Below are 22,769 nucleotides of genomic sequence, written 5' to 3' on the forward strand. Positions count from 1 at the left end.
TCTGAATACGCGTTGTATACAGAGAAAGTCTATTCACCGGCCCAAACCCCACGAAACAAGGGTTTACCCTTTGTTTTTGGCGATCAGTGTATTCATCGCACAGCGCGATGACTAATATTCGCGGTTCACTGCCTCCTGGAGACAACGAATGACCAGCCGCACGACCCCACCCTTTCGCGCCGACCACGTGGGCAGCTTCCTGCGCCCCAAACGCCTGCTCGAAGCCCGCGAGAAAAAGACCAAGAGCGAAATCTCGGCCAGCGAGCTGCGCACGGTCGAAGACGAGTGCATCACCGAGATCGTGAAGTTCCAGGAAGACGTGGGCCTGAAGTCGATCACCGACGGCGAGTTCCGCCGCACGTACTTCCACGTCGACTTTCTCGAACAGATCGGTGGGGTGAAGACCGACATCCCGGTGACCATCATTCGCCCGGACGGCACCGAAGAGCTGGCCCCGCCGGTGATGCGCGTGATCGACAAGGTGAAGCACGTGAAGGACATCCAGCTCGCCGACTTCCAATACCTGCAGAGCCAGCTTGCCCCCGGCAGCACGGCCAAGGTGACGATCCCATCGCCGACGATGCTGCACTTCCGCGGCGGCCGCGCCGGCATCAGCCGCGAGGCCTACCCCGAGCTGGAGCCGAGCTTCTACCAGGACGTGGCCAACGCCTACGGCGACGAGCTGCGCTCGCTCGCCGCCGCCGGCTGCACCTACGTCCAGATGGACGACACCAACCTCGCCTACCTGTGCGACGAGAAGATGCGCGAGGCCGCTCGCCAACGCGGTGACGACCCGAATGAGCTGCCGCACCGCTACGCCAAGTTCATCAACCTGGTGGTGGCACAAAAGCCCGCCGGCATGACGCTGGCGATGCACCTGTGCCGCGGCAACTTCAAGAGCACGCACGCGGCGGCCGGCAACTACGAGCCGGTGGCCGAGGCGCTGCTGTCGGAGATGAACCTCGACGCCTACTTCCTCGAGTACGACGACGACCGCTCGGGCGACTTCCGCCCGCTGCGTTACCTGCCCAAGGGCAAGACGGTGGTGCTGGGGCTCGTGACCACCAAGTTCGGCGACATGGAAAGCAAGGACACGCTCAAGCGTCGCATCGACGAGGCTGCCAAGTACGCGCCGATGGAGCAGCTGTGCCTGAGCCCGCAGTGCGGCTTTTCATCGACCGTGCACGGCAACAACATCGCCGTGGAAGCGCAGCGCAACAAGTTGAAGCTGGTGGTGGAAACGGCGCGCGAGGTCTGGGGCGGCTGAGGCCGCCGCGCGGCGGCAGGCCAGCAAGGGCAGCGCCTCAGGCGCGCTGCTTTTGCACCCCGCGCACGTTCGCCAGGAGTTCCTGGTTGTTTTGCACGAAGGCCGCGTGACCGAGCTGGCGCAGGCTTTCGGCGCAGCGCTCGACGTGGCCGCGGTCAGGGTGCCACGGGCCCGCCTGGAATCCCGTGCACTGCAATGAGGCGCCGCGTTCGTAGGCCACTCGCCACAAGGTCGTGTTGTGTTGCATGGAATCCGGGCCGACTCTTCTTGTGCACGCACAGGAGTTGAAAACGACACGGATTATCTGGAGCCCACGCGCTCTCACGAGCCGTGCCTGTGCCGCGTACCGCGAACGATTGCACGCTCATGCTGTCTCCGAAAAGTGGCTCACCAACCGAGGCACGCAGCGGCGGTGGAAACCCGGCCGCACGCAAAGCGAACTGCCGCCGCGGTCAGGCGCCGCTGGCGGCGAGCTCGGAGTGCGCCGGCGCTCGGCCGGCGCGGTCGCGCTGTCTGCGCAGCAGCACCGCGCCCGTCACGGCGTAGCAGCCGGCCATGTTGCCCATGCACACAAAGGCGTAGCGCCAGTCCTTGAGGACGAGCGATGCGTAGAGCATCGAGACGGTCGACGACGTGCTCCACAACGCCCAGGTGCCCAGCGACACATCGGCCGCCCCGTTGCGGCTGCGCCAGACGGCACGCACCTGCGGCACGTAGCCGGCCACGAAGACCACCCCAAACAGCGCATAGAGCGCACTCACCAGGCCAAGCACCACATCACTCCGAGAAACACGGGCCGCACCGCCCGCCGGTCATCGATACCTTGGCGCGAGTGTCGTTCCCTCGCAGTCGCGCGGATGTGTGGAAAACGAACGCCTTCGCCCGTCTATTTCGAGGGCGCCGGAACATGCCGCAAGGCGCGCTCGGCCAGCTCGAAGACCGCCTGCGTGAACAAGGCCAGCAAGGCCGCGGGAATGGCTCCGGCCAGCAGCATGGCGTGGTTGTTGAGCGCAAGCCCGGTGACGATGCGCTCACCGAAGCCGCCCGCGCCGATGAACGCGGCGATGGTCGCCGTGCCCACCGTGATCACGGCGGCCGTCTTGATGCCGGCCAGCACCACCGGCGCGGCCAGCGGCAGGTCGATGCTGCGCCAGCGCTGCGCCGGCGTGAGCCCGAGCGCGGTGCCCGCCTCGCGCAACCCGGCCGGCACCTGGGCCAGGCCGCTGGCCGTGTTGCGCACGATGGGCAGCAGCGCGTAGAGCGTGAGCGCCACCAGCGCCGGCCCGGTGCCGATGCGGCCCATCAGCGGGATCAGGATCGCCAGCAGGGCCAGCGCAGGCACCGTCTGCAAGAGCCCCACGACGGCCATCACCGGCTGTTCGAGCCGCGGCCAGACCACGGCCGCCGCACCCAGCGGGACCCCGATCACACAGCCGGCGAGCACCGCCCACACCACGAGCAGCAGGTGCTGCGCGGTGAGGCGGCCGAGGTCGCTCGCGAACAGAAGCGACCACAGGCCGCCCTGCGCCGCAGGCTGCGAGACGGGCGCCGTGGTGGGTGCCGTGGTGCCGGCCTGCGCCGCGATGAAGCCGCGCGCGATGTCGGCGAAGGCGCGGCCGCGCAGTTCGGCGTCGCCGTTCATCTCGATCATGCGGGCCACATCGATGCGGCCTTCGAGCGCGGCGATGGCCTTCCATGCGGCCGCAAAGCGCTGCGGCACGTCGAGCCGGTACAGCAGCACGGCGTCGTAGCGCGGGAAGTAGCCGAGGTCGTCGTCGAGCACCGCGAGCTTGAACTCGGAGATCTTGGCGTCGGTGGTGTAGATGTCGGTGAGGGCGATGCGCCCGGCCGCAAGCGCCGCATACGCGAGGCCGTGGTCGATGCCCCGGGGCGACTGCGGCAGCCCATAGCGCGCGGCGAGGCCGGGCCAGCCGTCCTGGCGGCCCAGGAACTCGTGCGACAGGCCGGGCGTCAAGCCCGGGTGCGCCTTCAGGTCGCTCAGCCGCGCCACACCCAGGCGCTGCGCCTCGGCGGCCGTCATGGCCAGTGCGTAACCGTTCGAGAAGCCGAGCGGCACCGCCACCCCCAGTCCCTGCGCGGCCAGTGCACGTTGCAGGTCGGCCAGCCCCGTGAGCCCCGGCTGCTTGAGGATCTCGGCCGCGATGGTGCCGGTGTACTCGGGGTAGACGTCGATCTCGCCGGCCTCGAGCGCCGCCAGCACCACCGCCGTGTTGCCCAGACCTTGGCGGTGCTCGGCCGGGCCGTGGGCCTGCGCCGTCTGGGTGACGATCTCGCCGAGGATGTACGACTCGGTGAATCGCTTCGAGCCGACCTTCAGGGTGGCGCCGTCTGACGCTCGGGCTTCACCCGGCAACGCGCCGATCAGCAGGCACAGCCCCCATGACAAGCCCACACTCAGCCCGATCCACACGACTCGCCCCACCACCCATGGCCTCGCCCGACGCCAGCCTCGCATGCGATCCCCTCCTTTTGCGCGCGCACACCCGCGCAGGGCCGTAGTGTGTGTCCTTGTGGAGTGCAAGACCCCGGCGCATCATCGGCATGCCGATTGCCCAGGCCCTTTCACATGCAAACAGAAGATCTCCACAGGAAGGCGTTTCTCGCGCTGCTGGTCGTCGTCACGGTGGCCTTCCTGTGGGTGGTGTTCCCGCTCTCGGGCGCGGTGCTGTGGGGCGTGACCTTCGCGATTCTCTTCACGCCGCTGCACCGCGCGCTGCAAAAGCGCCTTCACCTCAAGCCCACCTGGGCCGCGCTGCTGTCGACCCTGCTCGTCTTGCTGCTGGTGGTGCTGCCGGCGGTCATCGTCTCAGGCATGGTGGCGCAGGAGGCGAGCACCCTCGTCCAGCGCCTGCGCTCGGGCGAGATCGATCTGGTGGGCCACTACCGGCGCTTCGTCGACGCCCTGCCCTCGTGGGCAGCTCGCGTGCTGGCCGACGCCGGGCTGGGCAACCTGTCGAGCGCGCAAGAGCGCCTGAAAGAGAGCGCGACGGACACCTCGCAACCAATCGCGCGGCACCTCTGGATCATGAGCCAGGGCACGCTCGACTTCGCCGTCAACTTCTTCGTGATGGTGTATCTGCTGTTCTTCCTGCTGCGCGACGGCGAGCGGCTGCTGCAACGCATCAGCCGCGCCACGCCGCTCGACCCGGCCGTGCAGGCGCGCCTCGCCAAGAACTTCAGCACCGTGGTGCGCTCCACCGTCAAGGGCAACGTCGTCGTCGCGTTGCTGCAAGGCGTGCTGGGCGGCGTGGCGCTGGCCGTGCTCGGCATCCCCGGCGCGGTGCTCTGGGCGGTGGTGATGACCGTGCTCTCGCTGCTGCCTGCCGTGGGCGCCGCGTTGGTGTGGGGGCCGATCGCGCTCTACCTGCTCTCGGTGGGGCAGGTGGCGCAGGGCATCGGGCTCATCGCCTTCGGTGCGCTCGTGATCGGGCTGGTCGACAACCTGCTGCGCCCCATCCTCGTCGGCAAGGAGACGCGCCTGCCCGACTGGGTGGTGCTCATCTCCACCATCGGCGGCATGTCACTTTTCGGCGTGAACGGCTTCGTGATCGGCCCGGTGGTGGCCGCGCTCTTCATCGCGGTGTGGGACCTGACCACCGACGATTCCACCGCGCGGCCCGAGGCGGGCGAGCCGCCGCCGGAGGCCTGAGACAACGCTGAAGCGTCACTTCCAGAAGCCGCGGTGCGGCACCGAGGCTTCTTCCACCAGGCACGGGCCGATCGCCTCGATGGTGTGCGGAGACGCGCGAAACACGTCGCGGCACGACAGCTCGGCATCTCGCTGCGTGGCGAGCTCGCCGCGAAACACACGCAGGCGCACCGCGTCGATGCCGTACACCACGCGCCCGATGCCCGACCAGAAGATGGCGCCGGCACACATCACGCAGGGCTCGCCCGAGGCGTACATCGTGGCGCCGGCCAGCACCTCGCGCGGGTGCTTGGGCGCGGCCTCGCGCAGCGCGTTCACTTCGGCATGCGCGGTGCAGTCGCCGCTCTCGACGTTGCTGTTGATCACCTCGGCCAGCACCTCGCCGCCGGCCGCGGCGATCACCGCGCCGAACGGCCGGTTGCCGCGCGATCGCGCCGCCGCCGACATCTCGATCGCGCGGCGCAGGTAGAGCGCGTCGCGCTCGCCGATGGCTTGCTCCTGCGGCGCGCCCGTCATGCCTTCACCATGCGTTCGGCCTTGGACGGCAAGAAGCTCAAGTTGTAGACCGCGCCGGCATTCGGCTTCGACTTGAGCGCGTAGGTCTCGGTCACCTCGGCCACCTGTTGCTCGACCAGCGCGGCCTTCACGTCGCCCAGGCCGTGCTCGCGCGTGTCGGCGCCGAGCACGTAGGCCTGCGTGATGCGCCAGCGCTCGACCTCGGTCTTCTCGTCGATCATCGGCTCGCGCTGCTTCACGTAGGCCATGGCGGCCACCGGGTTGGCAATCGTCTCGAGCATGGCGCGGTTGGTGGCGCGCACGAAGCCGGCCACGGCCTTGGGGTTCTCGTTGATGAGCTTGGTGGAAGCGAGCACCGCATTGCCGTACACCGCCAGGCCCGAGGCAGCAAACGAGAGCACGCTCAGGTCGTCGGGCTTGATGCGCTGGAACAGCGAGACGGCCGAGTCGTGGAAGTAGGTGGCGCCGTCCACATCGCCGCGCACGATCACGTTGTCGCGCTGGCTGAAGTCGGTCGTCACCCACTCGAAGGCATCGGCCTTCATGCCGGCGTGCCTGGCGGCCATCGGCCAGCTGCGGCGCGTGGACTCGACGGCGGCCGCTGCGATGCGCTTGCCCTGCAGGCTCTTGAAGTCGCTGGTGATGCCGCGGTCCTTGCGGCCGATGATCGCGAACGGCGCACGGTTGTAGTACTGGTACACCGCCTGCACCAGGCCGGGTTGCGAGGCGTTGAACTCGATCAGCGAACTCACGTCGCCGAAGCCCATGTCGTAGGCACCGCTGGCGGTGCGCGTGATCGATGCGACCGAGCCGCTGCCGACGTCGATGCTCACGTCGAGCCCATCCTCCTTGTAGTAGCCCTTGTAGAGCGCAAGCAGGAAGGGCGCGGTCTGGCCGCTGATGCGGAAGTCGAGCGTGAACTTGAGTTTAGTCAGCGGGGCCTGCGCGAAGCCGCGCGGCAGGGCGAGTGCGGCGGCGCTCGCGGCGGTGAACTGGATGAGATGGCGGCGGTTCATGGGAGGGTCTCCTGGGGTGTGGATGAAGGAAGTTGCACTTCTCCGCTCGCACTGAGGTATCGAAGTGCAGCGCGCGGCAGGGCGGTGCGGGGCTTCGATACCTCAGCCTGAGCGGGCTGTGGTGCGCGTGAGTGGGATGCGGCGCGTGAGATGAAGGCGAATCAGGCGACCGCGTTGATCGGGATCACGGCGTGCTCGTGCGCATTGCCGCGATGGATCTCGCGTTCGCCGTGGCGCGCGAGCAGCTCCATCAGCTTCTTGCGGATCAGCATGCCGGGGCGGTCGCTCTCCATCGAGTACTCGACGCCGCGGCGGCGCGTGTCGATCACCGCGTCGGGGTCGGTGGACTCGAGGATGTCCTTGTCTTCGCGCGTGATCTCTTCGTCGAAGTCGATCAGCATCTGCGCGGGGCAGTCTTCTTCGGTGTCATTGCGGAAGAGCCACTGGCACAACTGGATGCGCCCGTCGTCGATGGGCGTGAAGCTGTTGATGATGATGTGGCGCACACCTGAGGGGTACTCGATGTCGAGCCGGCGCGAGAAGGGCAGGAAGTAGGCGTTGCGCATGTGGCGCGTGGTGACCTGCTCCTTCACGCCGCTGATGCGCTGGTAGCGCTCAGGGTTGGCGGCCGGGATGATGGTCTCGGCATAGAACCCGGCCTCGCTGTCGACCAGTTCGTACTTGCTCGGCTTGGGAAGCGCTGCCACGCCGAAGGTGGCGCGGTGCACGAAACTGAAATGCGAGTTGTCGAAGCTGTTCTCCAACGCGCGCATGGGGCTGGTGTTCCAGGTCTCGTAGAACTGGAAGATGGTGCGCCAGCCCGGCGCCTCGAACTCGGGCACGGCGGGGATGTCGGCGATGGGATCGTCGAGCGCCACCCATGCATAGCCGTAGCGCGAGGTGCAGTGGTAGGCCGGCGTGCAGTAGTCGGCCGGGATGGGTTTGTCATCGGCGTACTGCGGGATGCGCACCACACGCCCGCTGCGGTCGTACTGCCAGCCGTGGTAGCCGCACTGCAGCGTGCCATCCACGCAATGCCCCTTGGAGAGCTTGGCGGTGCGGTGGCAGCAGCGGTCTTTCAGCGCCGCGGGCTGGCCGCTCGCATCCAGAAAGAGGACGATGTTCTCGCCCAGCAGGGTGAAGGGCTGCGGGCCATCGGCCAGCATGGAAAGCGGCATCACCGCATGCCAGTGCTTGCGGAAGATCGGTTGCCGGGTGGTCAGCATGGAAGCGCTCCTCGGAAGCCCTGGCGCTGCGGCTGGGGCCTCTCTCGAAGTGAACAACCCCCGATGTGCGCACTGCACACGCTCGGGGCACTTCGAGAGCAATTTCCGGCTGCTGATTCGGGGGCGCACCGTGGAGGTGCCGAACGCCCGAGGCAGTGAACGCTTCTACTCTCGCTGTCCGACATAAAGCATGCGGCGTGCCAGGCAAAGGAAACGCGCCCCAATTGCGCCCAATCTCGACGACCGCTAGATTCGCGGCTCACCCGCTGGGACGATCAACCTGAAGGAGATGTGAACCATGTGCGACGAATCCACCGAACACGACAACGAAGAGGGCTTCGCTTCCGGGCGCCTCACGCGGCGCGGCTTCGGGGCGATGTCTCTGGCGGCGTTGGCGGCCTGCACCACCGCACCAGCCAACCCCGAGCTGATCACCGAGAAGGATGTCGAGATCGACACGCCCGACGGCAAGATGGACGCCTATTACGTGGCGCCTTCCAGCGGCAAGTGGCCGGCCGTGCTGGTGTGGCCCGACATCATGGGCGTGCGCCCCGCGTTCAAGCTGATGGCGCAGCGGCTGGCCAAGTCGGGCTACGCCGTGCTCACGGTCAACCCGTTCTACCGCCTGCAAAAGGGCCAGGTGTTCGACCCCACGAAAGAGAAGTTCTCCGACCCGCCGGTGCGCCAGCGCCTCGTCGCCCTGATGCAACCGACCGTGGGCAACCCCGAGAACACGCGCAAGGACGCCACCGCCGCCATCGCCTGGCTCGACAGGCAGTCGTCGGTCGATACCACGCGCGGCGTGGGCACCACCGGCTACTGCATGGGCGGCCCGCTGGTGATGCGCACCATGGCCTACGTACCCGAGCGCGTGAAGGCCGGTGCCAGCTTCCACGGCGGCGGCCTGGCCGTGGTCAACCCGTCGGCGCCCGAGGCGCAGCGCATGAACAGCCCGCACCTGCTGGTGCCGCGCATGCAGGCCAAGGCGGTGCTGATCGCCGTCGCACAGAACGACGACAGGCAGGACCCGACCACCAAGGAGACGGTGAAGGCCGCCTTCGTCGCGCAGAAGATCCCGGTCGAGGTGGAGGTCTACCCCGCCGACCACGGCTGGTGCCCGCCCGATAGCCAGGTGTATGACCAGGTGCAGGCCGATCGCGCCTGGGCCCGCCTGCTCGCAACCTTCAAGGCCGGCCTGGGCTGACCGGCCCCGACCGAGCGCGGTCCGCCGCAGCGGGCTGCGCTCTTTCCTTCTCAATCGGGGCTGTCGGGCTGCAGCAGCAGTTCGTCCCAGCCGAGGCGGTACATCCGGTCGGATCAGTCTCCGCCATACGACAGCGTCAGGCGGATCTCGCGCGGGCGGCCCCTGATGTAGGTTCCCGCAAGCTGGCGACAATGTGGCTCGATCCGACACACGCCCCGCCCCCGACCGGGTGACCTGCTTCATGACGAACCGATCCGCGAACACCCGCCGCTCGCTGCACCACCCTGCCGCGGTGCTGACGGGCAATCCGCCCGAAGAAGGCGAGGCGCTGATACGCGGCCAACGGCCATCCAGGTGGAGCCCCAGGGGACCCCGGTGGATGAGTGTGGCCGCCGTGGCCGCCGCGGGCGTTGTCGCCGGCTGCCACACCTACTACAAGGCGCCGGCTTCCGGGCCAACCGCGAAGCTGCGCGTTCAGGTTGAATCGAATGCGTACTTCGTGGTCGCCGGTGTGTGGGCGGGCGGGCTGTGCAAGAACCCGGAGACCATCTCCATCATTGGCGCCTCGCCCCAATGGGTCACCGCCGAGCACGCGGAGAATGAGCGCAGCCAGTTGCAGATGCTGGGCGGAAGCAGCGCCGCAAATGCCAAGCGAGTGGAGCGAGTGGTTCCGGCCGAACGGCCGCTCTCGTTCTACCTCAACTCCAGCCATGGAGCGAAGTACTGCATCCTGCAGCTCACCTTCACGCCCGCAGCCGGGCGCGAGTACGAGGTGAGCCATGACGCCAACGACAAGACCTGCTTCGCCAAAGTGAGCGAGCTGCAGGCCGCGGGCCAGGGCTTTCGGCGCATTCCCGTCACGTCGGTGGTTCAGAACACCGGCGAATGCTCACTCCTGAAACTCGGCGACACCCCATGACCCCCTCCCATCCATCGACAAAACGCCTTGCCTGCGTGCCGCTGTTGCTCGCGCTCCTGTTCGCTGCAAACCAGGCCCATGCCATCGGCGGGCTGATCCTCATCGGCAATCCGCCCGACGAAGGCCACACGCTGGCCATCGGCCCCTCGGTGGCCATCTACCCCAAGGCGCCCGGGTCCGACGAGCACACCGTTCTGCCGCTGCTCGGCGTCGACTACTACCGCGCCAACGGCTTCTTCTTCTCCACCGACATCGGCCTGGGCTGGAACCTCTCGCAGACCCCGGGCCTGCAGTACGGCGTGCGCCTGTGGCCGATCTTCGGCCGCAGCGACGACAAGTCGCGTTCGCGCGGCCTGGTCGACATCGGCAACCGCCTCGGCTACGCCGCCTTCGCCAACTACGCGCCGTGGGAGTTCATGACGCTGCAGAGCAACCTGATGGGCGGCTCGGGCGGCAACGGCAGGGGCGTGCAGCTGGAGGTCGGCACGACGGTGGGGGCGCGGCTCGCCTCCAACTTCGTGATGGGCGTCATGCTCGGCGCCACCTGGGCCAACACCGACCACGTGCGCAGCTACTACGGCGTGTCTCCCGAGGAATCGGCGGCGGGGCCGCTGCCGGCCTATGCGCCGAGCGGCGGCCTGTTCGATCTCAACTACGGCCTCGTCGGCTCGCTCAGGTTCAACGAGAACTGGAAGCTCTCGGGCCAGTGGCTCGCTGCACGCCTGCAGGGCGACGCGAAGGACAGCCCGGTGACGCTGGAGCGCACGCAGAACACCTTCTCGTTGACGCTCTGGTACAGCTTCAAGTGAGCCACGCATGGCCGCCGGCCCCGCACTCGAACGTTTCGTCATCGCCCAGTCGCGCGACTACGCGCAAGCCCTTGGTGAACTGAAGTCGGGCCGCAAGCAGACGCACTGGATCTGGTACGTGCTGCCGCAGCTTCGCGCGCTCGGGCGCAGCGCGCTCGCCCGCGAGTACGGCATCGCCGATCTCGACGAAGCGGTGGCCTACGCAGCCCACCCCGTGCTCGGTGAACGCTTGCGCGAATGCGTGGACGCCATGCTGAGCCACCCCGACAAGAGCGCACGCCAGATCCTCGGCGAGGTGGATGCAATCAAGTTCCGCTCCTGCCTCACGCTCTTTGCCCATGCCGCACCGCAGGAGCCGCGTTTTCGCGCGGCATTGCAGCAGTTCTATGCGGGCGATGAAGACCCTCTCACCCGCGCTGCACTGGCCGGGCCGCCCGACCCTCATTGATCCCCACCACCATGGAACTCATCCGCCCCACCCGAGAGCATCTGGCGAGCTACGTGGCCGCGCTGGAGCGCGACTGGTCCCCGAACAACGAGCGCGGCCTGGACGCCACGCGCGAGGAGTTGCTGCACATCGCCGAGGATGCCGATGCCTTCCTGGCAGCGCTCGACGATCGCCAGGGCCGCGCCGGGCCCGTCACCATGCCCGATGGTTCCACCGTGCCCCGCCTGCCCGGCATCACCCGCTGGATGTGGGACGGCGAGTTTGCCGGCCGCATCGGCTTTCGATGGCAGAACGGCACGGCAGCGCTGCCGCCCTACTGCCTGGGCCACATCGGCTACTCGGTGGCGCCATGGAAGCAGCGCCGCGGCTACGCGAGCGCCGCGTTGTGCCGCATGCTTGACGAAGCCCGCGCGTTGCAGCTGCCGTATGTGGAGGTGACGACCGACCCGGACAACATCGCGTCTCAAGGCGTCATCCTCTCCGCCGGCGGGCACCTGCACGAGCACTTCACCAAGCCGCCGCAGTACGGCAGCAAGCCGTGTCTGCGCTTTCGCATCGCGCTTTAGGCATTGCGCCTTAAGCATCTCGCCTTAGAGTAGGCAAGAGCCGCCCATGCCCTTCGTCGTCACCGAAGCCTGCATCCGCTGCAAATACACCGACTGCGTGAACGTGTGCCCGATGGACTGCTTCGTCGAGGGGCCGAACTTTCTCGTCATCGACCCGAGCGAATGCATCGACTGTTCGGTGTGCGTGCCCGAGTGCCCGGTGGATGCCATCGTGAACGCCGAGGAGATCGCACCCGGGCAGGCGCACTTCGTGGAGATCAACGCGCAGCTCGCCCGAGACCCGGGCTGGAAGCCCATCACGCGCTCGAAGGCACCCGCCCCCGACCACCCCGAGTGGGCGGGCGTGAAGGACAAGCTGTCCGAGCTGCAGCGCAACTGGTAGCCTCGCGCGCATGAGCCACGCATCGATTCCGCCTCTCGGCCTGGGCACCTGGCGCATGGGCGAAGACAGCGCCACCAGAAAGACCGAGGTCGCCGCCGTGCGCGCCGCCATCGACATGGGCTACCGCCTGATCGACACCGCCGAGATGTATGGCGAGGGCGGCGCGGAGACGGTGATCGGCCTCGCACTCGCCGACGCGCTGCGCGCGGGCGCAGTGCGGCGCGAAGACCTGTTCATCGTCAGCAAGGTGTACCCGCACAACGCCAGCCGGCGCGGCGTGCCCGCCGCCTGCGCGCGCAGCCTGCAGCGCCTGGGGCTCGACCACATCGACCTGTACCTGCTGCACTGGCGTGGCTCGCACCCGTTGAAGGAAACGGTGGACGCGTTCGACTCTCTCGTGCAGGCCGGCCAGATCGGCCAATGGGGCGTGAGCAACTTCGACACCGACGACATGCAGGAGCTGGCCTCGCTCGGCGCGGCCGACCGCTGCGCCGCCAACCAGGTGTACTTCTCGGCCAGCGAGCGCGGCCCCGAGTTCAGCCTGCTGCCCTGGTTGCGCGAGCGCGCCATCCCGTTGATGGCCTACAGCCCGATCGACCAGGGCGCGCTCGCCGGCGACGACACCCTCGCGCAGATCGGCGCGGCCCACGGCGTCACTGCCGCGCAGGTGGCGCTCGCGTGGGTGCTCAGCCGGAAGGGGGTGGTGGCGATCCCGAAGGCGGTGTCGCTACCGCACCTGCACGACAACCTCGCCGCCGCCCAGGTGCGCCTGAGTGACGAAGATCTCCGCCGCATCGATGCGCGCTACCCACCGCCGAGGCGCAAGGCGCCGTTGTCGATGATCTGAGGCGAGCTCGCGCCGCCGGTCACCCGCCGGCCGGCCTGCTCATCGGCAGGAACGAGATGCCGTGAACCGACACCACCTCGCCCACTTCGGTGAAGCCGAAGGCGCGATAGACCGGAACGGCCGCGAGACTAGAGTTGACCGTGATGCGCGGTCCGACACCTTCGAGTTGCGCATGTGATCGCGCTTCAGCCCACAAGCGGCCGGCCACGCCGCGCCGCTGATGCGCCTGCGCCACGAACAGATGGAACAGATGGCAGCCGTCGCGCATCGCGATGAAGCCGAGCAGCGCCTCGCCCTCTGCTGCAATGAAGAAGGCATAGCGATCCGACGACAGGTAGCCACGCTCCGCGGCGACGCAGACCGAGGCGAAATACGGCTCGGCACCCGCACCATCGGGGTCGTCGGTGAGCTCACGCTGGAAGCTCGCAATCAGCGCCGCGATGGCGTCGGCATCGTCTGGCGTGCCCGGGCGGATGATCATGGGGCCTGCAAGATCACACACCCGGAATCGGCAGGCACTCCATGATCTCGACGCGCTCGCCGGCGAAAAGGCTGAAGTGCGGGTGGCCCTCGAACAGCTGGGCGGCGGCCTCGTGCGACTCGGCCTGCACCATCACGTAGCCGGTCATCGCATTGCGCACGTCGGCGATGCCGGCGCGCGAGGCCGACTTGGTCTTGCCTAGCGGGCCGCCCTCGGCCACGATCACCGCCTTGTTTCTCTCCTGCCAATCGCCCCAGGCCTGCATGCCCGAAGTTACGCGTTGGGCGCGTTCGTCTTCGGGCAGGCGGTTCCACTCGTCATATGACTCGGCGGTGCCGAGGTAGATGGCAAGAAAGGTCTTCATCAGGCTTCTCCTTCAGGGGGTGCACACGGTGCAAGCAAACGCGCCGGGCCCGCGCGCTCAGCGCGATCCGACCACCAGCGAGCGGTCGGCCAGCCAGACCACCGCCGAGCCCGCAGGCGCACGCTGCAGCTTCATGTCGACCCAGGTTCGCTCTTCGGCCGAGAGCTGCGCATAAAGGCCATCACGGGCATTGCGCGCCTCGCCGGCCACGAAGAGCTGCGAGGTGAGCTCGCCAAAACTCGCATGGCGCAGGCGCACGTGGATGTGCGGCGTGCGGCCCGGGTAGGGCACGGGCTTGATGGTGCGGAACCGGTACAGGCCTCGCGCATTGCTGCGCGTGCTGCCGAAGCCCTGGAAGGCCGCATCGACCTGGCTGCCCGCGCCGCGCGGGTGGCGGTAGCTGCCGTGGACGTCGCACTGCCAGATCTCGATCTCGGCACCGTCGATGGCGCGGCCGCGGGCGTCCTCGACGCGCCCGCCGAGGTCGAGCCACTCGCCTGAGGCACGGTCAGAAGACCCGGCCCGGTCGACGCGGGTGAGGTCGGCGTCCCAATCGAGTTCGCGCGCGCGCCATGCGGCCGACGGATAGAACGGGCCCTCGGTGATCCCGGGCAACGCCGCCCACGCGAGCGACGGCATGGCCACGCTCGCGGCCGCGCCGCCCAGCATGGCGAGGCAGCGGCGTCGGCGCGGAAGAATGGAGTTGTGCTGCGTCATGTGCTGTTGATCACGCGGTGGGGGCGAGGTTCCAGTGCATGGCAGACCCCCAGCCCCGATCAGCCGGCGATCTGCCCGATCACCCGGTTGCGGCCCTGCGCCTTGGCGCGGTACATGCTCGCGTCGGCCGTCTTGAGCAGGCCCGTGACGCTGTCGGCGTGGCTCGGGAAGCTCGCCACGCCGAACGAGGCGGTGAGCCGCAGAACCAGCTCGTCGGCGGCGACCTCCATCGCAGCGAGCTTGCCGCGCCAGCCCTCGGCGCGATCGATCGCGCTGTCGTGCCCATGGCCCGGCAGCAGCACCGCGAACTCCTCGCCACCGAGTCGGCAGGCCAGGTCACCCGGGCGCATGCTGGCGCACAGCAGGGCACCCACCGCGCGCAACGCGGCGTCACCGGTGGCGTGGCCGTGGGCGTCGTTGATGTTCTTGAAGTGGTCGATGTCGATCATCACGAGCGACAGCGGCGCACCGTGGTGGCGTGCGCGCTCGACCTCGCTCGCGGCCACCGACATGAAGTGTCGGCGGCTGTAGACACCCGTGAGTTCGTCGCGGATGGACTGCTCGCGCAGCTCGTCGTGCAGGTCGTTGATGCGGCGCAGCTGCGCTTCGAGCTGCCCGTTGGCGGCCAACAGGGCCTGCTCCACATGCTTGCGCTCGCTGGTGTCGCGTGTGATGCCGAAGTAGCCGGTGTGGCCGCCGTGCTGGTCGAACACCGGCACCGAGACGGTCTCGATCCACAGCAAGGAGCCGTCCTTGCGGAAGAACTGCCCTTCGTGGCGCTGCGGCTCGGCATGCGCGAGCGGGTTGTCGCCCTCGGCGCGCAAAGCCGCCATGCGCATCAGCTCGGTGCGGTACTCATCCGTCATGAAGTCGATCGCCCGGCGTCCCACCACCTCGGCCCGCGGGTAGCCCATCAGGCGGCACAGGTTGTCGCTGACGAAGACGAAGCGGCGCTCGGTGTCGGTCTCCCAGAAGCTGTCGCCATTGGCATTGAGCATGGCGAGCAGCCGCTCTTCGGTGATCGGGTGGGAATCGGAAGAAGGTCTGTCGAGGCTCATGGCACACCGGTCGAGCCCGACCGGAGGTCAGGCGAACAGGCGTGATTACAGCACCAGCGCTCTGCGTGCGTTTGAACCTAGTACGGCGGCTTCTGGCGCGCCCGTTGCGTACGGGCCGCTTCGGTCCACCAGGCCAGGTCGTCGGCAAACCGCGGAAAGGCCTTGCTCAGGGCTTCGCCGCTCGGTCCGGTGGGGTGACCGTCGGTGTCGAGCGTCTGCGCGATTGGCCCGACCGCGAGCGTGCTGGAGACGACCACCATGCCCATCTCGTTGAGGATGCCGTGCCACACCGTGCCCGAGCGAACGCCGGAGAAGCGGCCCGCCGAGTAGCTGGCGATGGCGGCGGGCCGCCAGAAGAATTCTTCAAGAAAGTGGTCAGTGAGGTTCTTGAGCCCCGGCTGCGGGCCCCAGTTGTACTCGCCTGTCACGAACACGAAGGCATCGGCCGAGATGATCTTCTGCGCCAGCGCTTCCAGCGCCGCGGGCGCCGTGCCCTTGGGGTACTCCTTGTACATGCGGTCGAGCATGGGGAGGTTGACCGCCTTGGCGTCGATCAGCTCCACCTTCGCGCCGCGTGCACTCAGGTTCTCGACGAGGTAGTTCGCCAGGCGGATGCCCATGCGGTCGCTCCGGTAGGAGCCGTAGAAGACGAGGATGTTGTCGGCCATGGGGAGGCCTTCAACCGGCTCGGCTGCGCGATGAATCGCTCAACTGCTTGCGCCGGATCTCACCCTGGCGCTCGAGCATCCAGCCCGGGTACTCGGCGGGCAAGCGGCTCGCGGCGTCGAGCGCGGCGAGTTCGTCGGCATCGAGCTTGAGTTTCGTGGCGGCGAGGTTGTCGGCCAGCTGCTCGGGTCGCTTGGCGCCGACGATCACGCTCGTGACCACCGGCTGGTGCAGCAGCCAGGCCAGCGCCACCTGCGCCACCGAGACATCACGCGCCTCGGCGATGGGGCGCATGGCATCGATGCAGGCCCAGGCGCGCGGCTTGTCGACCGGTGGGAAGTCGAAGCCGGTGCGGCGGCTGCCCTGCTCGCCCGCCTGCTCGGGGCCGTACTTGCCGCTCAGCAGGCCGCCGGCCAACGGGCTCCACACCATCAGGCCCACGCCTTCGCTCTTCAGCATGGGCACGAGCTCGCGCTCGAGGTCGCGGCCGGCGAGCGTGTAGTAGGCCTGCAGCGACTCGAAGCGCGCCAGGCCCAGCCGCTCGGACACGCCCAGCGCCTTGACGATCTGCCACGCCGCCCAGTTGGAGACGCCCACGTAGCGCACCAGCCCCTGGCGCACCAGGTCGTCGAGGGCGCGCACGGTCTCCTCGATCGGCGTGGCGGGGTCGAAGCCGTGGATCTGGTAGAGGTCGATGTGGTCGAGCTGCAGGCGCTTCAGGCTGCCGCGCACCGCGTCGTGGATGTGGCCGCGCGAGTTGCCGCGCGCATTGGCGCCACGCCCCATGTCACCGAACACCTTGGTGGCGACGACCACGTTCTCGCGCGGCACCTTCAGGTTCTTCAGCGCCTGGCCGGTGATCTGCTCCGAAAGGCCGCCGGCGTAGACGTTGGCGGTGTCGATGAAGTTGACGCCGGCGTCCAGCGCCTGGCCGACCAGGCGCTCGGCCTCGGTCTGCTGCAGCGTGCCGATCTTTCCCCACATGGTGTCGTCGGTGCCGCCGAAGGTCATGGTGCCGAGGCACAGCTCGGAAACGAAGAGGCCGGTGCGGCCGAGCGGGTGGTGGCGCATGGTGGTGTGTCGTGAGTCAGCGATCGGGCGAGCATAGGCATCCCGGATGAAGCCTGCTGGCGTTGGGGGCATGCGCACAATGCGCGCTGCCCGCCACCACACCCTCCTCACCATGACCGACAGCCCGCCGGGCCGAACCGCCGGCCTGGACACCTTGCGCGCCCTCGCGATCACGCTCGTCTTCGTCTACCACTACAAGGTGTTCGTGAGCCCGTCGCCGAACTTCGGCTGGGTCAGCGAGGTCGGCTGGATCGGCGTCGACCTCTTCTTCGTGCTGAGCGGCTACCTCATCGGCAATCAGCTCTTCGCCGGCCTGGCGCGCGGCGAACGGCCGTCGCTCGGGGCCTTCTACGCCCGGCGCGCGCTGCGCACCTGGCCGGCCTTCTGGTTCGTGCTGGCGGCCTACTTCCTGTTTCCCTCGGTGATGGGTGGCAAGGCGCCGCCTCCGCTGTGGTCCTTCCTGAGCTTCACGCAGAACTTCGGCCTGCAACCGGGCACGGCCTTCTCGCACGCCTGGTCGCTGTGCATCGAGGAGCAGTTCTACCTCGTGCTGCCGATCGCGGTGCTGCTTGCGCAGCGCTGGAGCACCGGGCGAACGCACGCGTGGCTGGTGCTGGCCGGCCTGGTGCTGTTGGGCGTGGCGATCCGCAGCCACCTGTGGACGCTGCACGGGCGGGAAGACGCGCAGGGCCAGACGCCCGGCTACTACCCGCACATCTACTACGCCACGCTGTGCCGCTTCGACGAGTTCGTGCCGGGCCTGGCGGTCGCCCTGCTCAAGAACGGCCACCCGGCCGCCTGGCAGCGCGCCATGCGGCATGGCAACGCCCTGATGGCCGCCAGCCTGATGGGCATCGCGATGCTCGTCGCCGCGTTGCTGCGCTTCTACTACGTGGACGGCCAGGGCTACGGCCAGGCCATGACCGCCGCCGGCTACTCGCTGGTGGCCCTGGCCTTCGCCCTGCTGGTGATGGCGGCGCTCAGCCCGCACGGGTGGCTGCACCGGGTGCGCCTTCCCGGTGCCGGCGCGCTGGCCCTGTGGTCGTACTCGATCTACCTGTCGCACAAGGCCGTGGGGCACCTGCTGCGCGATGTGGCGCAGGCCTGGCCGCCCACCCTCGGCTTCGCGGTCATCACGCTGGCCAGCGTGGCGGTGGGTGCGGCGATGCACCGGCTGATCGAGCGGCCGTTCATGGCACTGCGCGACCGGCGCTTCCCGGCGTGCTTCGAGCGGCCGGTTCTTTCACGTTCTTGCTCCCCCGGCAGCAATTAGCACGCCCCGCCGGACTAACCACTTGCATGAATGGTGCGCTGACAGACCCTGAGCGGGTGTCGGCGCGCTTGCTGATGGACATGACCTCTTCCATGATGGGTCCGCCGCACACCGCGGCACACCCACCACAGAGAGGAGAACAACATGATCCGATTGAGCAGATGGTTGACGTCCGCAAGCCTGGCGGGCGCCGTGATGCTGGGCACGCTGGTGGCAGCCGCCCCGGCCCAGGCCCGCGGGCTGGACGTGCGGGTCAGCGCGGCCAGCCCGGTGCTGGCGGGCGACGTCGACGTGTCGGTCACCGTCACGGTCACCAACACGCTGCGCTACCCGCAGCGCATTCCGAAAGCGCAACTGCCCGACGGGCTGGACATGGCGCTGTTCCAGATCACCCGCGACGGCCAGCCCGTGGCCTACACCGGGCCGCGGGTCAAGCGCGCCGCGCCGACCGAGGCCGACTACGTGCGCCTGGGCGCGGGCGAGTCGCTGCGCTACGAGGTCGAGCTCACGAGCTTCTACGACCTGAGCCGCAACGGGCAGTACACGATCCAGTACAGCGGCATGCAGCGCCAGCACAGCCACGCGCGCGCCGAGCAACTGACCGCACAGGACACCAGCGCGCCACTCGCCGACACGGCCGATGCCAGCACCGGCCCGCTGTACCTCTGGCTGCAGGGCCGCAGCGAACCGCGCGCTGCGGCCACGGGCGCCGCCGCCAGCGCGCAGCCTCTCGCCACGGCCGCTGCCGCGTCGATCACCTACACCGGCAACTGCAGCTCATCGCAACGCTCGGTTCTGGCCACCGCGGTGACGAACGCCACCACCTACTCGCAGAACGCGCTGAGCTACCTGAACCGCACACCCTCGTCGACACCGCGCTACCGCACCTGGTTCGGCACCGTGTCCACGACGAACTGGAACACCGTCAAGAGCCACTTCACCAAGATCACCGACGCACTGCAGACCAAACCGCTCACGCTGGACTGCAGCTGCCGGCAGAACTACTACGCCTACGTCTACGCCGACCAGCCCTACAAGATCTACCTCTGCCCCGGCTTCTTCTCGGCGCCTGCCACCGGCACCGACTCGAAGGCCGGCACGCTGGTCCACGAGCTGAGCCACTTCACGGTGCTGGGCGGCACCGACGACCACGCCTATGGGCAGAGCGCGGCCAAGTCGCTGGCAATCTCCAGGCCGTCAAGGGCGATCGACAACGCCGACAGCCATGAATACTTCGCCGAGAACACCCCCGCCCAGCAGTGAGCCTGCCTCGCCATCGCGCCACTGGCTGCCCGCGCTGCGGCGGCTGGCGGCGGGGGTGGTGGGGGTGGTGGGCGCGCTGGGCCTGACACTCACGGCCATGGCCCAGACCGCCGCACCTTCCGCGCTGCAATGCCACTTGGAGATGCCGCCCGAGGCGAAGCCGGGTGGCCCCGTCATGTTGACCATGAAGCTCACCAACACCGGCACGCATGCGCTGCGCGTGCTGACCTGGAACACGCCGTTCGAAGGCAGTTGGTGGGGCGCTTCGGTGCAGGTCTGGTTCGGCGGGCGTGCCTTGCCTTATCGCGGCCCCAGCGCCAAGCGCGGGGCGCCTGCGGCAGACGAGTACCTGCTGATCGCGGCGCAGGGCAGCCAGAGCGCGAGCCTCGATCTGTCGCTGCCCTTTGCCTTGAAGACTGCGGGCCGCTACGAACTGCGCCCGCAGTTCGTGCTGCACGACGTGCGGCCGGACGGCGCAGCCACGGGCGAGCGCGTGACCGTGCGGCTGGCCTGCCCGGTGCTGAAGTTCGAGCTCAAGAACGGCTGACCGGCCGCGTATCGACCGGCAGGCACAGCAGCGCGGTCAACACGGCCAACGCCACGTGCAGGCCATACAGCGGCGTGAAGCTGGCGCGCGTGATGCCCTCGTGGCCCAGAAGCAGCACCGTGATCGCCACGCCAAGCACCGAGCCGATCTGGCGCGTGGCCTGGTTGACGGCGCTGCCCACGGCGTACTGGGCCGGCGGCAGCTTGTTGACGGCAGCGGCCGAGAGCGAAGGCAGCACCAGGCCCACGCCCATGCCGCTCATGAGCACGCCCGGCAGCCACTGATGCAGGTAGTCGGGCGTGCTGCCTGGCACGAGCAGGAACCACGCGCCGCTCGCGCCGTAGAGCAAGGCGCCGCCCACGAGGAAGGGCCGGTGGCCATAGCGGGCCGCCAGGCGCCCGGTGACGATGGCGGTCACCACCACCAGCAGCGGCCCCGGTGTGATCGCCAGGCCCGCGCGCGGCAGGCTGTAGTGCCAGATGTTCGTCATGTAGAAGAAGAAGCCGAAGAACATCATCGCGAAGGCGATGCCGAACGAGAACGTGGCGAGGTTGACGTAGCTGTACGTGCGGTTCTTGAAGAGCCGCAGGTCGACCAGCGGGTCGGCGCCATTGCGCGCCCACAGCACGAAACCGACGAGCGCCACGGCACCGGTCGCAGCGCACACCAGCAGCTCGCTGCGCGCCCAGTGCGTCGATTCGCTCTGCACGATGGACAGCGCGAGCGCGCCCACGCCAACCACCACGAGCGCCATGCCGACGAAGTCGATGCGCTTCTTCGCGCCCTCGCGCTTCTCTTCCTTGAGCAGCGAGGCACCCCGCCACACCGACAACGCCCCCAGGGGCACGTTGATGAAGAAGGCCCAGGGCCAGCCCACCGAGTCGACCACGAAGGATCCGAAGCTCGGGCCCACCGCCGCCGCCAGCCCACCGACCGCGCCCCACGCACTCACCACGACCGCGCGCTTGCTCTGCGGGAAGGCCGCCAGCACCAGCGCCAGCGAGGCCGGAGTGAGCAGGGCCGCGCCGATGGCCTGTGCCGCGCGCGCCGCGATGAGCCAGCCCACGCTGTGCGCGAACCCGCAGGCCGCCGAGGCGGCGATGAAGAGCATCACGCCGAGCATGAAGACCTTCTTGCGCCCGTGCGTGTCGGCCAGCCCCCCGGCCGGGATCAGCATGGCGGCGTAGAGCACGGTGTACGCGTTGAGCACCCACGACATGTCGGCCGCCGAGGCGCCGGGGAAGCTGCCACGCATCGCGCTGAACGCCGCGTACAGCATGGTCGTGTCGAGCGACACGAGGAACACCGCCACGCTCGACACCCAGAACACGGGCCATGGCGAGGCGGTCGGCGTGGGCAGCGGTGCGGCGGCAAGCGAGGCGGCGGCGGAGAGGGGCTTCATGGGGAACCTCGGGTGGGGTGGCGTGCGGGTCGTTGCAGGGATGTCAACGTGCGCTGTCGTGCGGGCTTGAAATCACGACCTTGCCTTTGGCGCGGCCTTGCTCGACATAGGCCAGCGCCTCGGGCACTTGCGCAAACGGAAAGCGGCGGTCGATGACCGGCCGCAGCGCGCCTGTCTCGTGAAGCTCGGCCAGCGCGGCGAGCCGCGCACCATCGGCACGCATGAAGAAGAAGGCATAGCGCACGCCCAGCTCGCGCGCGCGCCGCCGCACCTTGCGGCTCAGCAGCGCCGTCAACGGGGCAAGCCAGGGCTTGCCGATCTGCCGGGCAAAGGCCGCGTCGGGCGGCCCGACGACGCTGATCGCCAGGCCGCACGGGCGCAGCACGCCCAGCGACTTCATCAGGTTCTCGCCGCCAACGGCATCGAGCACCACGTCGCACCCGGCAAGCTGCTGCGCAAAGTCGCCCTGGGTGTAGTCGATCACCCGGTCCGCGCCGAGATCGAGCAGGCGGGCCGCGTCGGCATCTCGCGCGGTGGTGATGACCTCGCAGCCCAGGTGCTTGGCAAGCTGGATGACGGTCGACCCCAGGCCGCCCGCGCCGGCATGCACCAGCACCTTCTGGCCGGGGCGCACCTGCGCCAGATCCACGAGCGACTGCCATGCGGCCAGCGCCACCAGCGGCACGGCGGCGGACTCTTCCATCGTGAGGCGCGCGGGCTTCAGGGCGAGGTCGGCCTGGTCGATGGCGATGTACTCGGCGAAGCTGCCAATGCGCCCGTCGCGCGGCCGCGCAAAGACTTCGTCGCCCACCCGAAAGCCGCGCACCGCGCTGCCCACTTGTGTCACCACGCCCGCCACGTCGTGCCCCAGCACGAAGGGCGGTTTGTACTTCAGCAGGCGCTTGAAGTCGCCGTTGCGCACCATCTTGTCCAGTGAGTTGATGCTGGCAGCCTCGACGCGCACCAGCACATCGCCCGGGCCACCCGGTGGCGCCGGCACCTCGGCCGCGCGCAGCCCGTTCGTGCCATAGCGTTCGACGACGAATGCCTTCATGCG

Annotated in this window: 26 protein-coding genes; 12 read left to right on the forward strand and 14 right to left on the reverse strand. The window is 68.6% G+C overall.

Features of this window, described 5'->3' with window-relative positions:
- Nucleotides 1-148 precede the first annotated feature (148 nt).
- Entirely contained in the window at nt 149-1,267 is a 1,119-nt protein-coding gene (locus AC1KAR_RS07885) for a 5-methyltetrahydropteroyltriglutamate--homocysteine S-methyltransferase (protein ID WP_480316214.1), read from the forward strand.
- Nucleotides 1,268-1,304: 37 nt separating this feature from the next.
- Here AC1KAR_RS07885 and AC1KAR_RS07890 read toward each other — a convergent pair whose 3' ends face one another.
- From AC1KAR_RS07890 to AC1KAR_RS07900, 3 genes are all read right to left on the reverse strand, one after another.
- A complete protein-coding gene (locus tag AC1KAR_RS07890; RefSeq protein WP_480316216.1) occupies nt 1,305-1,514 on the reverse strand; it encodes a hypothetical protein in 210 nt (69 codons plus the stop codon).
- 205 nt (nt 1,515-1,719) lie between these two features.
- Nucleotides 1,720-2,040 carry a hypothetical protein gene (locus tag AC1KAR_RS07895; protein ID WP_480316217.1) on the reverse strand — a complete coding sequence of 107 codons (321 nt, stop codon included), beginning with the start codon at nt 2,038-2,040 and terminating at the stop codon, nt 1,720-1,722.
- 113 nt (nt 2,041-2,153) lie between these two features.
- Complete coding sequence (locus tag AC1KAR_RS07900) at nt 2,154-3,743, reverse strand: glycine betaine ABC transporter substrate-binding protein (protein ID WP_480316219.1); 1,590 nt, start codon at nt 3,741-3,743, stop codon at nt 2,154-2,156.
- Nucleotides 3,744-3,854: 111 nt separating this feature from the next.
- Between AC1KAR_RS07900 and AC1KAR_RS07905 the strand changes: the two genes are divergently transcribed.
- Complete coding sequence (locus tag AC1KAR_RS07905; protein ID WP_480316222.1) at nt 3,855-4,937, forward strand: AI-2E family transporter; 1,083 nt, start codon at nt 3,855-3,857, stop codon at nt 4,935-4,937.
- A 15-nt stretch (nt 4,938-4,952) separates the two neighbouring features.
- On the opposite strand, the gene AC1KAR_RS07910 is transcribed toward AC1KAR_RS07905, so the two are convergent.
- The 3 genes from AC1KAR_RS07910 to AC1KAR_RS07920 form a co-directional block, all read right to left on the reverse strand.
- Nucleotides 4,953-5,453, reverse strand: coding sequence for a nucleoside deaminase (locus AC1KAR_RS07910; RefSeq protein ID WP_480316224.1), 501 nt, complete (start codon nt 5,451-5,453; stop codon nt 4,953-4,955).
- Nucleotides 5,450-6,469 carry an ABC transporter substrate-binding protein gene (locus AC1KAR_RS07915; protein WP_480316226.1) on the reverse strand — a complete coding sequence of 340 codons (1,020 nt, stop codon included), beginning with the start codon at nt 6,467-6,469 and terminating at the stop codon, nt 5,450-5,452. The genes AC1KAR_RS07910 and AC1KAR_RS07915 overlap by 4 nt, the downstream gene beginning before the upstream one ends.
- Nucleotides 6,470-6,630: 161 nt before the next feature.
- Nucleotides 6,631-7,695, reverse strand: coding sequence for an aromatic ring-hydroxylating dioxygenase subunit alpha (locus AC1KAR_RS07920; protein WP_480316228.1), 1,065 nt, complete (start codon nt 7,693-7,695; stop codon nt 6,631-6,633).
- 298 nt (nt 7,696-7,993) lie between these two features.
- Between AC1KAR_RS07920 and AC1KAR_RS07925 the strand changes: the two genes are divergently transcribed.
- The 7 genes from AC1KAR_RS07925 (at nt 7,994) to AC1KAR_RS07955 (ending at nt 12,870) form a co-directional block, all read left to right on the forward strand.
- Nucleotides 7,994-8,899, forward strand: a complete 906-nt coding sequence (locus AC1KAR_RS07925; protein ID WP_480316230.1) for a dienelactone hydrolase family protein — start codon at nt 7,994-7,996, stop codon at nt 8,897-8,899.
- Nucleotides 8,900-9,278: 379 nt separating this feature from the next.
- Nucleotides 9,279-9,818, forward strand: a complete 540-nt coding sequence (locus AC1KAR_RS07930; protein WP_480316232.1) for a hypothetical protein — start codon at nt 9,279-9,281, stop codon at nt 9,816-9,818.
- Nucleotides 9,815-10,627 carry a MipA/OmpV family protein gene (locus tag AC1KAR_RS07935; protein WP_480316234.1) on the forward strand — a complete coding sequence of 271 codons (813 nt, stop codon included), beginning with the start codon at nt 9,815-9,817 and terminating at the stop codon, nt 10,625-10,627. Before AC1KAR_RS07930 ends, AC1KAR_RS07935 begins: the two co-directional genes overlap by 4 nt.
- A 7-nt stretch (nt 10,628-10,634) precedes the next feature.
- A complete protein-coding gene (locus AC1KAR_RS07940; protein ID WP_480316236.1) occupies nt 10,635-11,075 on the forward strand; it encodes a DUF1810 domain-containing protein in 441 nt (146 codons plus the stop codon).
- An 11-nt stretch (nt 11,076-11,086) separates the two neighbouring features.
- On the forward strand, nt 11,087-11,641 hold the full coding sequence (locus tag AC1KAR_RS07945; RefSeq protein ID WP_480316238.1) for a GNAT family N-acetyltransferase: 555 nt from the start codon (nt 11,087-11,089) through the stop codon (nt 11,639-11,641).
- Nucleotides 11,642-11,687: 46 nt separating this feature from the next.
- Nucleotides 11,688-12,023, forward strand: a complete 336-nt coding sequence (gene fdxA, locus AC1KAR_RS07950) for a ferredoxin FdxA (protein ID WP_480316240.1) — start codon at nt 11,688-11,690, stop codon at nt 12,021-12,023.
- A gap of 10 nt (nt 12,024-12,033) precedes the next feature.
- Nucleotides 12,034-12,870 carry an aldo/keto reductase gene (locus tag AC1KAR_RS07955; RefSeq protein ID WP_480316242.1) on the forward strand — a complete coding sequence of 279 codons (837 nt, stop codon included), beginning with the start codon at nt 12,034-12,036 and terminating at the stop codon, nt 12,868-12,870.
- A gap of 19 nt (nt 12,871-12,889) precedes the next feature.
- Here the strand turns inward: AC1KAR_RS07955 and AC1KAR_RS07960 are convergent, their stop codons facing one another.
- The 6 genes from AC1KAR_RS07960 to AC1KAR_RS07985 all read right to left on the reverse strand — a co-directional run bounded on the left by AC1KAR_RS07960 (nt 12,890) and on the right by AC1KAR_RS07985 (nt 17,227).
- A complete protein-coding gene (locus AC1KAR_RS07960) occupies nt 12,890-13,351 on the reverse strand; it encodes a GNAT family N-acetyltransferase (protein ID WP_480316244.1) in 462 nt (153 codons plus the stop codon).
- A 13-nt stretch (nt 13,352-13,364) separates the two neighbouring features.
- Nucleotides 13,365-13,715, reverse strand: a complete 351-nt coding sequence (locus tag AC1KAR_RS07965) for a YciI family protein (protein ID WP_480316246.1) — start codon at nt 13,713-13,715, stop codon at nt 13,365-13,367.
- A gap of 57 nt (nt 13,716-13,772) precedes the next feature.
- Entirely contained in the window at nt 13,773-14,432 is a 660-nt protein-coding gene (locus tag AC1KAR_RS07970; protein WP_480316248.1) for a dioxygenase family protein, read from the reverse strand.
- A 59-nt stretch (nt 14,433-14,491) separates the two neighbouring features.
- Nucleotides 14,492-15,490 (reverse strand): sensor domain-containing diguanylate cyclase, encoded by a 999-nt coding sequence (locus AC1KAR_RS07975; RefSeq protein WP_480316250.1) that lies wholly within the window; start codon nt 15,488-15,490, stop codon nt 14,492-14,494.
- Between the two features lie 77 nt (nt 15,491-15,567).
- Complete coding sequence (locus AC1KAR_RS07980; RefSeq protein WP_480316252.1) at nt 15,568-16,158, reverse strand: NADPH-dependent FMN reductase; 591 nt, start codon at nt 16,156-16,158, stop codon at nt 15,568-15,570.
- 10 nt (nt 16,159-16,168) lie between these two features.
- A complete protein-coding gene (locus AC1KAR_RS07985; RefSeq protein ID WP_480316254.1) occupies nt 16,169-17,227 on the reverse strand; it encodes an aldo/keto reductase in 1,059 nt (352 codons plus the stop codon).
- A 112-nt stretch (nt 17,228-17,339) separates the two neighbouring features.
- On the opposite strand from AC1KAR_RS07985, the gene AC1KAR_RS07990 reads away from it, so the two are divergent.
- From AC1KAR_RS07990 to AC1KAR_RS08000, 3 genes are all read left to right on the forward strand, one after another.
- Entirely contained in the window at nt 17,340-18,500 is a 1,161-nt protein-coding gene (locus tag AC1KAR_RS07990; RefSeq protein ID WP_480316256.1) for an acyltransferase family protein, read from the forward strand.
- Nucleotides 18,501-18,644: 144 nt separating this feature from the next.
- Entirely contained in the window at nt 18,645-19,763 is a 1,119-nt protein-coding gene (locus tag AC1KAR_RS07995) for a M35 family metalloendopeptidase (RefSeq protein ID WP_480316258.1), read from the forward strand.
- Nucleotides 19,726-20,310 (forward strand): hypothetical protein, encoded by a 585-nt coding sequence (locus AC1KAR_RS08000; RefSeq protein ID WP_480316260.1) that lies wholly within the window; start codon nt 19,726-19,728, stop codon nt 20,308-20,310. Before AC1KAR_RS07995 ends, AC1KAR_RS08000 begins: the two co-directional genes overlap by 38 nt.
- Here the strand turns inward: AC1KAR_RS08000 and AC1KAR_RS08005 are convergent.
- Both AC1KAR_RS08005 and AC1KAR_RS08010 read right to left on the reverse strand, forming a co-directional pair.
- Nucleotides 20,297-21,712 carry a DHA2 family efflux MFS transporter permease subunit gene (locus AC1KAR_RS08005; protein ID WP_480316262.1) on the reverse strand — a complete coding sequence of 472 codons (1,416 nt, stop codon included), beginning with the start codon at nt 21,710-21,712 and terminating at the stop codon, nt 20,297-20,299. The two genes, AC1KAR_RS08000 and AC1KAR_RS08005, sit on opposite strands and share 14 nt — an antisense overlap.
- 43 nt (nt 21,713-21,755) lie before the next feature.
- On the reverse strand, nt 21,756-22,766 hold the full coding sequence (locus AC1KAR_RS08010; protein WP_480316264.1) for an NADP-dependent oxidoreductase: 1,011 nt from the start codon (nt 22,764-22,766) through the stop codon (nt 21,756-21,758).
- Nucleotides 22,767-22,769: the final 3 nt, after the last annotated feature.

The sequence above is a fragment of the Piscinibacter sp. PDB1-1 genome, assembly GCF_056675995.1.

Excerpts from the sequence above, each read along its gene's own strand:
- AC1KAR_RS07885 (WP_480316214.1), top strand. The coding sequence starts at position 149 with ATGACCAGCCGCACGACCCCACCCTTTCGCGCCGACCACGTGGGCAGC.
- AC1KAR_RS07890 (WP_480316216.1), bottom strand. The coding sequence starts at position 1,514 with ATGCAACACAACACGACCTTGTGGCGAGTGGCCTACGAACGCGGCGCC.
- AC1KAR_RS07900 (WP_480316219.1), bottom strand. The coding sequence starts at position 3,743 with ATGCGAGGCTGGCGTCGGGCGAGGCCATGGGTGGTGGGGCGAGTCGTG.
- AC1KAR_RS07905 (WP_480316222.1), top strand. The coding sequence starts at position 3,855 with ATGCAAACAGAAGATCTCCACAGGAAGGCGTTTCTCGCGCTGCTGGTC.
- AC1KAR_RS07910 (WP_480316224.1), bottom strand. The coding sequence starts at position 5,453 with ATGACGGGCGCGCCGCAGGAGCAAGCCATCGGCGAGCGCGACGCGCTC.
- AC1KAR_RS07915 (WP_480316226.1), bottom strand. The coding sequence starts at position 6,469 with ATGAACCGCCGCCATCTCATCCAGTTCACCGCCGCGAGCGCCGCCGCA.
- AC1KAR_RS07920 (WP_480316228.1), bottom strand. The coding sequence starts at position 7,695 with ATGCTGACCACCCGGCAACCGATCTTCCGCAAGCACTGGCATGCGGTG.
- AC1KAR_RS07925 (WP_480316230.1), top strand. The coding sequence starts at position 7,994 with ATGTGCGACGAATCCACCGAACACGACAACGAAGAGGGCTTCGCTTCC.
- AC1KAR_RS07930 (WP_480316232.1), top strand. The coding sequence starts at position 9,279 with ATGAGTGTGGCCGCCGTGGCCGCCGCGGGCGTTGTCGCCGGCTGCCAC.
- AC1KAR_RS07935 (WP_480316234.1), top strand. The coding sequence starts at position 9,815 with ATGACCCCCTCCCATCCATCGACAAAACGCCTTGCCTGCGTGCCGCTG.
- AC1KAR_RS07940 (WP_480316236.1), top strand. The coding sequence starts at position 10,635 with ATGGCCGCCGGCCCCGCACTCGAACGTTTCGTCATCGCCCAGTCGCGC.
- AC1KAR_RS07945 (WP_480316238.1), top strand. The coding sequence starts at position 11,087 with ATGGAACTCATCCGCCCCACCCGAGAGCATCTGGCGAGCTACGTGGCC.
- fdxA (WP_480316240.1), top strand. The coding sequence starts at position 11,688 with ATGCCCTTCGTCGTCACCGAAGCCTGCATCCGCTGCAAATACACCGAC.
- AC1KAR_RS07955 (WP_480316242.1), top strand. The coding sequence starts at position 12,034 with ATGAGCCACGCATCGATTCCGCCTCTCGGCCTGGGCACCTGGCGCATG.
- AC1KAR_RS07960 (WP_480316244.1), bottom strand. The coding sequence starts at position 13,351 with ATGATCATCCGCCCGGGCACGCCAGACGATGCCGACGCCATCGCGGCG.
- AC1KAR_RS07965 (WP_480316246.1), bottom strand. The coding sequence starts at position 13,715 with ATGAAGACCTTTCTTGCCATCTACCTCGGCACCGCCGAGTCATATGAC.
- AC1KAR_RS07970 (WP_480316248.1), bottom strand. The coding sequence starts at position 14,432 with ATGACGCAGCACAACTCCATTCTTCCGCGCCGACGCCGCTGCCTCGCC.
- AC1KAR_RS07975 (WP_480316250.1), bottom strand. The coding sequence starts at position 15,490 with ATGAGCCTCGACAGACCTTCTTCCGATTCCCACCCGATCACCGAAGAG.
- AC1KAR_RS07980 (WP_480316252.1), bottom strand. The coding sequence starts at position 16,158 with ATGGCCGACAACATCCTCGTCTTCTACGGCTCCTACCGGAGCGACCGC.
- AC1KAR_RS07985 (WP_480316254.1), bottom strand. The coding sequence starts at position 17,227 with ATGCGCCACCACCCGCTCGGCCGCACCGGCCTCTTCGTTTCCGAGCTG.
- AC1KAR_RS07990 (WP_480316256.1), top strand. The coding sequence starts at position 17,340 with ATGACCGACAGCCCGCCGGGCCGAACCGCCGGCCTGGACACCTTGCGC.
- AC1KAR_RS07995 (WP_480316258.1), top strand. The coding sequence starts at position 18,645 with ATGATCCGATTGAGCAGATGGTTGACGTCCGCAAGCCTGGCGGGCGCC.
- AC1KAR_RS08000 (WP_480316260.1), top strand. The coding sequence starts at position 19,726 with ATGAATACTTCGCCGAGAACACCCCCGCCCAGCAGTGAGCCTGCCTCG.
- AC1KAR_RS08005 (WP_480316262.1), bottom strand. The coding sequence starts at position 21,712 with ATGAAGCCCCTCTCCGCCGCCGCCTCGCTTGCCGCCGCACCGCTGCCC.
- AC1KAR_RS08010 (WP_480316264.1), bottom strand. The coding sequence starts at position 22,766 with ATGAAGGCATTCGTCGTCGAACGCTATGGCACGAACGGGCTGCGCGCG.